General features: G+C 64.6%; 8 protein-coding genes and 1 pseudogene. 6 read left to right on the forward strand and 3 right to left on the reverse strand.

Annotated elements, in window-relative coordinates:
* Nucleotides 1-843 (forward strand): annotated as a pseudogene (locus AC2CJA_RS18775) (NF041680 family putative transposase); the annotation flags it as partial.
* Nucleotides 844-1,277: 434 nt separating this feature from the next.
* The gene (locus AC2CJA_RS18780; protein WP_484603863.1) at nt 1,278-2,714 is read left to right on the forward strand and encodes a DNA phosphorothioation-associated putative methyltransferase; all 1,437 of its coding nucleotides are present in this window, start codon (nt 1,278-1,280) and stop codon (nt 2,712-2,714) included.
* Nucleotides 2,715-2,727: 13 nt separating this feature from the next.
* Here the strand turns inward: AC2CJA_RS18780 and dndA are convergent, their stop codons facing one another.
* Nucleotides 2,728-3,882 carry a cysteine desulfurase DndA gene (gene dndA / locus AC2CJA_RS18785; RefSeq protein ID WP_484603864.1) on the reverse strand — a complete coding sequence of 385 codons (1,155 nt, stop codon included), beginning with the start codon at nt 3,880-3,882 and terminating at the stop codon, nt 2,728-2,730.
* A gap of 250 nt (nt 3,883-4,132) precedes the next feature.
* On the opposite strand from dndA, the gene dndB reads away from it, so the two are divergent.
* The 4 genes from dndB to dndE are packed head-to-tail and all read left to right on the forward strand — an operon-like array spanning nt 4,133 to nt 9,254.
* Complete coding sequence (dndB, locus tag AC2CJA_RS18790; RefSeq protein WP_484603865.1) at nt 4,133-5,272, forward strand: DNA sulfur modification protein DndB; 1,140 nt, start codon at nt 4,133-4,135, stop codon at nt 5,270-5,272.
* A complete protein-coding gene (dndC, locus tag AC2CJA_RS18795) occupies nt 5,269-6,867 on the forward strand; it encodes a DNA phosphorothioation system sulfurtransferase DndC (RefSeq protein WP_484603866.1) in 1,599 nt (532 codons plus the stop codon). Before dndB ends, dndC begins: the two co-directional genes overlap by 4 nt.
* Nucleotides 6,854-8,884, forward strand: coding sequence for a DNA sulfur modification protein DndD (gene dndD / locus AC2CJA_RS18800; protein ID WP_484603867.1), 2,031 nt, complete (start codon nt 6,854-6,856; stop codon nt 8,882-8,884). Before dndC ends, dndD begins: the two co-directional genes overlap by 14 nt.
* On the forward strand, nt 8,874-9,254 hold the full coding sequence (gene dndE / locus AC2CJA_RS18805) for a DNA sulfur modification protein DndE (RefSeq protein ID WP_484603868.1): 381 nt from the start codon (nt 8,874-8,876) through the stop codon (nt 9,252-9,254). Before dndD ends, dndE begins: the two co-directional genes overlap by 11 nt.
* 129 nt (nt 9,255-9,383) lie before the next feature.
* Here the strand turns inward: dndE and AC2CJA_RS18810 are convergent, their stop codons facing one another.
* Both AC2CJA_RS18810 and AC2CJA_RS18815 read right to left on the reverse strand, forming a co-directional pair.
* A complete protein-coding gene (locus AC2CJA_RS18810) occupies nt 9,384-10,256 on the reverse strand; it encodes an IS630 family transposase (RefSeq protein ID WP_484603869.1) in 873 nt (290 codons plus the stop codon).
* Between the two features lie 39 nt (nt 10,257-10,295).
* Nucleotides 10,296-10,445 carry a hypothetical protein gene (locus AC2CJA_RS18815; RefSeq protein ID WP_484603870.1) on the reverse strand — a complete coding sequence of 50 codons (150 nt, stop codon included), beginning with the start codon at nt 10,443-10,445 and terminating at the stop codon, nt 10,296-10,298.
* Nucleotides 10,446-10,639 lie beyond the last annotated feature (194 nt).

Genomic DNA, 10,639 nt, shown 5'->3' on the forward strand with positions numbered 1-10,639 from the left:
TCCGGCTACGACATCGCCTACTTGACCCACGCCCTCGCTGACCTACCCGTCGTGCTGGTCGGGCGCCTGCGCTCGGACCGGGTCATGCTCCGTGACCCCGGCCCCGCCCGGCCGGGTCCCCGGGGCGGACGCCCTCGCCGGCATGGCGGCGTCCTCACGTTCAAGAAGCCCGACAGCTGGCACGAGGCCGACGTCACGACCGCCACGGCCACCACCCGCTACGGCACGGCCACCGCGACGGCCTGGGACCGGATGCACCCCCGGCTCACCCACCGCGGACCCTGGCTGAACCACGCCAAGGAAGAACTCCCCGTCCTGCACGGCACGTTGATCCGCCTGAAGGTCGAGCGCCTGCCCGGGGACCGGGACCCGAAACCGGTCTGGCTGTGGTGCTCGGCGACCGCCGCCGCACCGGCGGACGTGGACCGCTGGTGGCAGTCCTTCCTCCGCCGCTTCGACCTGGAGCACACCTTCCGGCTGATGAAGCAGACCCTGGGCTGGACCGCCCCGAAGGTCAGGCATCCCGACACGGCCGACCTGTGGACCTGGCTGATCATCACCGCCCACACCCAGCTCCGCCTCGCCCGGCCCCTCGCCGAGGACCTCCGTCGCCCCTGGGAACGGCCTGCCGCACCGCGCCGACTCACCCCCGCTCGGGTCCGCCGGGGGTTTCGCAACGTCCGCGCGACAGCAGCCCGCCCGGCAAACGCACCGAAACCATCCCGACCAGGCCCCGGACGGCCTCCCGGCTCGAAGAACAAGCAACGAGCCAAGCGCCACGACGTCGGCAAGACCGTCAAACGCGCCGAATCGATCAAGGAACACCAAGCCCAGCGAGGTTAAACGTCAAGCTCAGGGCAGATATACGACCAAAGGGAATAGCTGCAGCGGAGTCGCGCTGCCAGGACGAGTACTCATTCGGGACTGTAAAACGTCCGGTTCCGCTGACCCTGGTGTGAGGTGGTGTCGAGGGCCGCAGTGAGGACGGCGATCCCGTGCTACCGCGTGATCCGCTCGACGCGCTTGTGATTCACCAGCCAGCCCCGGCGACGCAGTTCGGCTGCGTCCCAGAGCACCCCGTAGATGCCTTCTTGGGGGACGAGGCGGATGACGGTGATGTCTTACGAGAGCACGGCATCGGTCCCTCCGGGATCACCAATCCCAGTCTCCAGGTGTCCGCAACCAAGGGGAAACTTCAACTTCCGGAAATCTCTTCGTCCGTACCGCCGCCCTGCCTATGCTGCGACCCGCCCCCTTCCTCGACTGACGAGGCCGACATGCAGCAGTCATGGAGCAGCGACCGCCGCCGCACCGCGATCGGTCGCTCCAACCTCTCCGTGCCAGCACGCCAGGCTCTGGCCGACCGCCAGCTCAACGCGGACCGCACGATCCTCGACTACGGCTGCGGCCGAGGCGGCGACGTGGCCTTCCTCCAGCGCCTCGGTTGCAAGATCACCGGTTGGGACCCCTACTACAGCTCGAGCGTACCGGTGGCTCCCTCCGACGTCGTCCTCCTCACCTACGTCCTGAACATCATCGAGGATCCCGCCGAGCGTCGGCAGACACTCAAGGAGGCATGGAGGCTCGCCACCTCCGTACTCATCGTCTCGGCTCGCCTCACCTGGGAGCGACCCAAAGTCCGCGGCCAGGAGTACGGCGACGGCCTCCTCACCAGCCGGCAGACGTTCCAGCACCTCTTCAGCCCGGACGAGCTCCGGATCTACGTCGAGGAAGTCACAGGAACACGCTGCATATCAGCGGCCCCCGGCATCGTGTACGCCTTCAAGGACCACTCAGCCCGACTGAGTTACCTCGCACACCGCATCGTCCCCGACGCCGAGTGGCTCGCTTCAGCCGATACCACTTCCGCTATCGCCTCGCTGGTCGACTACGTCGAACGGCGTGGCCGCCCGCCCCGTGTCGACGAGATGCCCCGGCCGATGGCCGAACAGCTCGCCCACCTGAAACCCGGCGAACTCAAGCGCCTCATACGCGACTCCGCCGACGCCGAGAAGGTCTCCGAGGGCGCCAAACGCACGACGCTGAACACGCTGCTGTTCCTCGCTGTCGAACTCTTCAACGGCCGAGGTCCGTTCAGCAGCCTCCCCCTCGGCGTCCAGCTCGACGTCCGTTCGTTCTTCACCTCGTACAAGGAAGCCTGCCAGCGCTCCGACCGCCTGCTCCTCAAGCTCCGGGACGACGCCTATATCCGAGGCGCCATGAACGCATCCATCGTCGGCAAGATCACCCCGACCGCGCTGTACGTGCACCGCCGGGCGATCGACCGGCTGCCGACAGTCCTGCGCCTGTACGAGCACTGCGCCTCCGTCGCCGCCGGCCGCCCTCAGGAATGGACCATCGCTAAGCTGAAGCACCAGGGGCGAGCCGTCAGCTGGCTCGACTACCCGGGGTTCGACAAGGACCCACACCCGCGGATCACGTCCTCATACCTTGTAGACCTCAAGACCCTCGAGACCTCGCACATGTCCTACGCGAACTCCACCAACCGTCCTCTGCTCCATCGCAAGCACGAATTCCTGGCGCCCGACGACCCGGACGTGCCGCGTTACCGCAGTCTGACCGAGTCCGAGCTACGTGCCGGCCTCTACGAGAATCCGCACCTGATCGGCACCGAGGATGGCTGGGAGACCGAACTGATCAGGTGCGGTCGCATGCTTCGGGGGCACCGGCTGGTCCGGCGTCCCGAAGACTGAGCCGCTCAGGCCATCAGGGGGTGTCCGGTTGCATGTGCGCGATCGTCTCCGCCAGGCCGTCCGGGTCGAAGTCCGAGACCTGGCCGGGAAACCACGAGAAGCGGAGGCCATTGGTAGCCACTTCCTCCGGGAGGCCCATTGCAGTCAGCACGTGGCTCGGCGTGTACGAGGCGCTGGTGCATGCGGAACCGGTCGCCACGGCCACCTGGTCCTTGATCCGCACGATCAGGGCCTCGGCATTGAGCCCGTCGAAGGTCACATTGAGGATGTGCGGGACCGCGTGGTCGGTATCGCCGTTGATCTGGAAGCGGGTCGTTCCGAGCGCGGCGAGCAGCCGCTTACGCATCTCCTTCGCATCCCGCTCCCAGCGTGACCGGTTCTCCTGGAAGACCTTGGCTGCTTCGTACAGCCCCATGATCAGCGGCACGGGGAGCGTCCCGGGGCGGAGCTTTCGTTCCTGCCCGCCACCGAACATGATCGGCTCCAGCGGTACCTTGTCCCAACCTCGACGCCGGGTCACCAGAGCTCCGATCCCCTTGGGTGCACCGATCTTGTGGCCGCTGATACTGATCAAATCGATGGGCGCCTTCAGGTCCTCGGGAACCTTCGCGTACCCCTGCGCGGCATCGACGTGGAGATAAGTCGGGGTCTTCTGGAGCTTCTCCGCCAGCTCGGCCACGGGCTGGATGACGCCCGTCTCATTGTTCACGTGCATTAGCGAGACGAGCAGGGTGTCTGGCCTCAGCTTCTCCAGCACGGCCTCCGCGGAGATCCGCCCCGAGGGGCCGGGCTCCAGGAAATCGACCTCGAACCCTCGCTCCTCCTGCAGATGCAGCAGGGGCTCGATGACCGCCTTGTGCTCGATGGCGGAGGTGATGATGTGCTTCCGGCCGTGCTTCTCGCCGTACGGGGCCATGCCGAGCAGCGCGATGTTGTTGGACTCCGTCGCTCCACTGGTGAAGATGACCTCTTCCGTCCTCACACCGACTGTCCCGGCAAGGAAGGCCCTGGCCTCCTGGACCGCTTTTTTTGCCCGGGCTCCGTACTCATGGGTGCGACTGCCAGCGTTGCCGAAGTCCTCGGTCATCCAGTGGAGGACCACGCCAGCCACCCGCGGCTCCACACGGGTCGTCGCCGCCACATCCAGATACGCCACCACAGCGCTCACCCATCCCAGAGCAGTCATCCCGTTACCGAGTACGTCAAGACGTTAACGTACACGCATGCTTGACCGACGCGCAGCGCGGCGCCTCAGAGTTGTCAACGCAGACATCGACATACGTCTTCCCGGGCAGGGAAGCCCCGCGCGTGAGTCGGGGGTACCCGCGAGGCATGCCAGTACGTCTTACGCACGTGAAAGTGACGTAACTTCCACAAGCTTCGTACGTTAAACGAGTAACGTACGCTAAGGTTGCCGGGTGGAGACCGAAGCAGCGACACCAGCGACCAGAGTCGTAGCTCCGCGCACCTCGACGGGGTTCGAGTACACGTTCCCCGCGATCCGTGGCATCCAGGCAGGGCGCGAGTATTACGTCTCGATGTGCCCCCTGCGACTCATCCCGAAAATCTTTATCTTCGATGAGGACGAGCTATCGCCGGAGCTGCGCGCCCAGCGGATCCTCAACAAGGGACGCCTCCCGGCACTCACGAAGTACATTCTGGACAATCCAGAGGATTACGTCTTCAGCGCTTTGACCGCATCCGTCGACGGCGACATGGAGTTCGACCACCTCGGCTCCGACGGCAACGCCTTCCGTACCGGGCAGCTGCGCATCCCCATGGACTCCCGCTTCCTGATCAACGACGGCCAGCACCGGCGCGCAGCTATCGAGTACGCCCTCAAGGAGAACCCGGACATCGGCAACGAGACGATCGCCGTCGTCTTCTTCCATGACGCGGGGCTCGCCCGCTCGCAGCAGATGTTCGCGGACCTCAACCGGCACGCGGTGCGCCCGGCCCGGTCCATCGGCGTCCTCTACGATCATCGGGACAGCGAAGCCCGGGTGGCGCGCACATTGGCCAGCCAGTGCAAAGTCTTCAAGGGCTACGTCGAGATGGAGAAGAGCACCCTCTCCGCCCGCTCCCGGATGATGTTCACCTTGAGCGCTCTTTACTACGGCACTCAGGCCCTCCTCCAGGGCCTCGAGGTCGAGGCAGACGCCGCAGCCGAGCTGGCGCAGGAGTACTGGGAGCACATCGACACGACGCTTCCTGAGTGGGAGATGGTTCGCAAGCGAGAGCTCTCGGCACCCGAGATGCGGCGTGACTTCATCCACAGTCACGGAATCGCACTGCACGCTCTCGGCCGCATCGGAAACTCCCTGCTTCGGGAATCCACCACACCCAGTAAATGGAAACGGAAACTTTCCCCTCTGAAAAAGGTCGACTGGACTCGATCGAATACAGACTGGGAGGGCCGCGCCATCGTCGGTGGCCGAGTTTCCAAAAGCCACCAAAACGTAACTCTTACAGTCAACTACCTACGCAATCACCTGTGCCTCGACCTCAGCGCCGAAGAGCAGCGGGTGGAGGACGCATACCTGCGAGGCGAAGCATGAGCACCATCCCTCTGCAACTCGGCATCACGCCAGTCCGGCGGAAACCGTTCGACGGGCAACCCCTCGAAGAGGTCATCGCCAAGCTTTCAGACGAGGTTCGTGAGCTCTACACCGCCGACCAGGTTCCCTGGGTCATCGGCTACAGCGGCGGCAAGGACTCCACCGCGGTCCTCCAGCTCGTATGGAACGCTATCGCCGCTCTGCCAGCGGAACAGCGCACTAAGACGGTCCACGTCATCAGCACCGACACCCTCGTCGAGAACCCCGTCGTCGCGGCCTGGGTGACGACATCCCTGGAGACGATGGAGAAAGCAGCCGCCGAGCAGGGCCTCCCTATCGAGCCTCATCGCTTGACGCCGGAAATCAAGGACACCTTCTGGGTCAACCTGATCGGTCGGGGCTATCCGGCACCGCGCCCCAAGTTCCGCTGGTGCACCGAGCGCCTCAAGATCAAGCCCTCCAACTCCTTCATCCGGAACGTCGTAGCAGCACATGGTGAGGCGATCATGGTGCTCGGCATCCGTAAGACTGAGAGCCAGGCACGCGCCCGTGCCATGGAGAAGCACGAGAAGCGGCGCGTCCGTGATCGTCTCTCACCCAATGCAAACCTCCCCAACTCCCTTGTCTACAGCCCGGTCGAAGACTGGACCAACGACGACGTCTGGGAGTACCTGATGCAGAAGCCCAACCCGTGGGGTTACAACAATCAGGATCTCCTCACCATGTACCAGGGCGCCTCCGGCGATGGCGAGTGCCCGCTCGTGGTCGACTCGACCACCCCTTCCTGCGGCTCCAGCCGCTTCGGGTGCTGGACGTGCACGCTCGTCGAGCAGGACAAGTCGATGTCGGCGATGATCCAGAACGACGAAGAGAAGGAGTGGATGAGGCCGCTTCTGGACCTCCGCGACAAGCTCGACGCCCCGTTCGGCTACTTCGAAGAGGGCGAGGAAGGGATCCCTGCCGGCCGGAAGCCCCCGTATCCCCGCCCTGACCAACCCGCCCGAGACTTCCGTCGCATGAACGGAAAAGTCATGATCTACACGCGCCGGACTGATGGCGAAGAGGTCCCGATCCACGGCCCGTACCTGCAGAAGTTCCGTCAGGGGTGGCTCAAGGAGCTGCTGGACGCCCAGACCTGGATCCGCGCCAACGCGCCGGAGCACGTCAAGAACATCGAGCTGATCACCCTCGACGAGCTACACGAGATTCGCCGCATCTGGGTCTTCGACAAACACGAGGTCGAGGACTCCCTCCCTCGTATCTACAAGGAATCCACGGGCGAGGACTTCCCGGGCGGCCCTCTGGACGAACAGCTCGTGATGGGCGCGGACGAGATGGAGCTCCTGAAAGAGCTCTGCGGGGACGACGAACTGCACTATGACATGGTTCGCGAGCTGCTCTCCGTTGAGCGCAAGTACCGGACAATGTCCCGACGCGCAGGCCTCTTCCAAGCCCTGGAGACCGCCGTAAAGAAGGGCTACTACGAGGACAGCGCCGATGCCATCGACTTCGCGCAGCGCAAGAAAAAGTGGCGTGAGGAATCGCAGACCCGCCTGACCTTGGATGAAGAAACCGGTATCGATGCTCCTGCGTAAGATCACTCTCGAAGAGTTCGGGGCTTACCGCGGCACCCAGTCGCTGGATCTGACCACCAAGAAGAACAAGCCGATCGTCCTCATCGGCGGCCTCAACGGCTGTGGGAAGACGACCCTCCTCGACGCCATCCAGCTGGCACTGTATGGGCCGCGAGCGCGTTGCAGCGGTCGAGGCAGCAAGTCGTACGAGACATACCTCCGTGAGAGCATCAACCGGCAGGCCGATCCAACCCGCGGTGCGCAGATCACCCTGGAGTTCACGGTCACGGTGGACGGCACGGAGCACTACTACAAGGTGGTCCGCAGCTGGCACACCAGCGGCAAGACGACGCTCAAAGAATTCGTGAACGCGTTCGTCGACGAGGAGTACGGCTCCAGGGCGAAGCCGGGACGACGCGTCGAACCTGAGCTGAAGCACAGCCGGGTTCTCAGCCAGGAATGGGCCGATCACATCGAGAGCCTGCTCCCCCTCGAAGTCGCCTCGCTGTCGTTCTTCGACGGAGAGAAGATCGAATCGCTCGCCGACCCTGAGCGCGCGGCATCGGTCATCGAGTCGGCCATCCACTCACTCCTCGGTGTCAGCACTGTCCAGCAGCTCCGTACGGATCTGCTCGCGCTCCAGCGCCGGCAGAAGCTGTCGGACGAAGAACAGCACCTGATAGACAAGATCCATACGGAGGAGCAGGAACAGCAGGCCGCCGACGCCGCTCTGGAGAACGCAGAACAGCAAGCCGCACAGCGCAACAGCGAGCTCGTCAGAGCTCGGCGTACTCTCGAAACGCTGGAGGCTGCCTACAAGCAGGAGGGCGGAAATCTCTTCGAGCGTCGTGTCGAGATCGAGCGCAAGTACGCGCAGGTTTCCGCTCGCCTCGCCGAAATCCGCAGCTCCCTCGTCCAGCTGGCTGCAGGCCCGCTTCCGCTCCTCATGTTGGGAAGCCATCTCAAGGAGCTGCGCAAGCAGGCTGATCGCGAGCGGACGGCAGCCGAGTCACATCAGGTACTGGGAGTGCTCGAAAAGCGTGACCAGTGGCTATTGGACATGCTCCCTACCGAGGCGAAGGCCGCCGTAATGGAGAATCTGGAGGCTGACCGCGCCAAGCGTGCCAAGTCCGCCGGCCTCAAGGTAGATCTCGGCCTCTCACCGGACATGCTCTCCCAGCTGTCGGCACTCGACGAGGCACTCAGTCGCGACAAGGCGCGAGCTGCCGAGCTGCTTCAGCAGGCTACGGAAGCTACCGAAGAGCATGTGCAGCTGGAGCGTCAGCTGGCGGGTGTACCGGCCAAGAGCAAGGTCGAGACCATCCAGAAGAGACGTGAAGACCAGCTCCAGGAAGTCGCGCGGCTGGAACGGGAGCACGAAAACAGCCTCAACAACGTCGACGAGTTGAAGCGCCGCCTCGAACACATCTCCGCCTCCCTGCAGCGTGCCCACGAAGAGTTCGTCCGCACTAAGGTGAAGGCCGAAGAGGTCGAGCGGATCATCAAGTACTCGGAGAAGGCCCGGAAGACGCTGGAACAGTTCGGCGATGCCCTCCTCAAGCGACACATCAGTCGCCTCGAGGTAGCAATGCTCACGAGCTTCCAGACCCTCATGCGCAAGCAGGGCCTGGTGAACGACCTCCGCATCGATACCGACAAGTTCACACTCACCCTGGCTGACACCGACGGAGAGCCGATCGACCCCGGCCGTCTCAGCGCGGGCGAGCGCCAGCTACTCGCCGTCTCCCTCCTCTGGGGCTTGATGAAAGTCGCCGGCAACCACTTGCCCAGCGTCATCGACACGCCGCTCGGCCGGCTCGACAGCCGCCACCGTGAGCATCTGGTGGACCGGTACTTCCCATACGCCAGCGGCCAAGTCCTCCTCCTCTCTACCGACGAGGAGATCGACGAATATCTGTTTGGCCGCCTCAAGAAGTCCGTCGCCCACACGTACACCCTGGTCCACGACGACACCACCTTCACCACCAGCGTCGTCAAGGGTTACTGGTGGAACGCAGGAGCCAGCAATGTCGCTTGAGAACATCCGCCTCGCCACCGCGAGCAAGGACCGCCTGATCCGTCTGAAGCGCACCACCGGCATCACCCAGTGGAACGTCCTGTGCCGCTGGGCCCTGACACTCTCCCTGGCGGACGCCTCCACCCCCCTGGTCCGTGAGGTCGTCACCGACTCCAACGTCGAGATGTCCTGGAAGACCTTCGCTGGCCCCCACAGCGACCTCTACCTCGCCCTGCTCAAGCAGCGCTGCGTGGTCGACGGACTGGAACCGACGGACGAGAACGTCTCCAAGGCGCTAACTATCCACCTGGCGCGAGGGATCGGGTATTTGGGGGCGCACAAGGAGATGACTGCGATTGAGGGGCTGATCGGCACCGCGACGACCACCTGACCTGCTCAGAATTGCCCAACTTAGGGTCGATTTGCCTGTGCGGATCGACCCTTTCCTACACCTCGTCCCACAAGATGACGACCAGGCGTCAGAAAACACAGACCCGCTTCACTCATTGACACATATTGATCAGAAACTCGTGGGGTTCTCGTCCAGGACGTAGCGGACGTGTGGGCCGCTGAAGTAGCCGCGGACGATGTGGGGTTGGCGCTGTCGTCTGCGGAAGAAGCGGCGGGTCCCGGCGGCGAGTTCGGCCTGGTTCCGGGCCCGGTGCTGCTTGGGCAGGCTGTGCTTGAGGTCGGCGTTGACCAGCTCGTCGGGGTTCAGTTCGGGCGAGTAGGGCGGCAGGAAGTGCAGCTCGACGGTGTCGGGATGGGCGGCAAGCCAGTCGCGGACCTTCTTCGAGCGGTGGGCGGCGTGCCCGTCGACCACGAGGTGGACCTTGGTCTCGAAGTGGCCGACGAGCCGGTCCAGGAAGCGGCACATCACCTCGGCGGTGAAGCTCTCGGTGAAGACCATGAAGTGCATCCGGCCCCTGGTGCTGATCTCCGACATGGCGTTGACGGAGAACCGGTTCCCGCTCCGCCGCACCACGGGGGTCTTGCCCTTCTCGCCCCAGGTGCGGCCGGTGACCTGGTCGGAGCGGATGCCGGCCTGGTCGGCGAAGAGGATCTCGCCGCCGTCGGCCTTCGCCTGCGCGCGGATCTTGGGCCACGTCTCCTCGCGCCAGCGCCGCAGGGCCTGCGGGTCCTGCTCGACGGCCCGCTTGTCCGGGCGCTGGAAGGTCAGCCCCCACCGCTTGAGGTACTTGCCCACCCCCGATTCGGTCAGCCGCACCCGGTACAGCTTCGCGATCAGCTCGCCCACCAGCCGCCGCGTCCACAACTGCCCACTCAGCCCCATGTCACAGGGCCGATGCTCCAGGATCGCCTGCCGCACGGCGGCCTGTTCGGCCTCCCCGAGCACCTGGTGCACCCCGACCGGCTTGCCGCGGGGCTGCATGACCAGCGCGTCCCGCCCGCCGGCCTGCCACTTTGCCCACTACCCGTCGACGGCCTTCAGCGACACCCCGAACAGCGCCGCGACGTCCTCACGGTCCCGCCCCGCCACCAGCGCGGCCACCGCCCGCAGCCGCAGGGCCTCCTGCGCCGACGGCGACAGATGCCGCGCGTCCCCCACCAGATCGCTCACACACCACCAACGACCCAGAACCCAAACCGTTTCGGATCAATACCGCATCGGCAACATGGTGCTCCTGCAAACTGGAGTGAACTCTAGCCTCGGGCTTTCATGAGGTGGGCTGTCCGACAGGCGGTCAGGAAAACAGAGAGTGCCTCTGACCAGCGAGAATGAGGATTGTCGAGGTCCTTGTTCCTGCCACCGTC

It is taken from the genome of Streptomyces sp. ATLC9 (genome assembly GCF_057196705.1).

Bases quoted from the DNA above. Each gene is read 5' to 3' on its own strand.
- AC2CJA_RS18780 (WP_484603863.1), top strand. From the start codon at position 1,278: ATGCAGCAGTCATGGAGCAGCGACCGCCGCCGCACCGCGATCGGTCGC.
- dndC (WP_484603866.1), top strand. From the start codon at position 5,269: ATGAGCACCATCCCTCTGCAACTCGGCATCACGCCAGTCCGGCGGAAA.
- dndD (WP_484603867.1), top strand. From the start codon at position 6,854: ATGCTCCTGCGTAAGATCACTCTCGAAGAGTTCGGGGCTTACCGCGGC.
- dndE (WP_484603868.1), top strand. From the start codon at position 8,874: ATGTCGCTTGAGAACATCCGCCTCGCCACCGCGAGCAAGGACCGCCTG.
- AC2CJA_RS18810 (WP_484603869.1), bottom strand. From the start codon at position 10,256: ATGCAGCCCCGCGGCAAGCCGGTCGGGGTGCACCAGGTGCTCGGGGAG.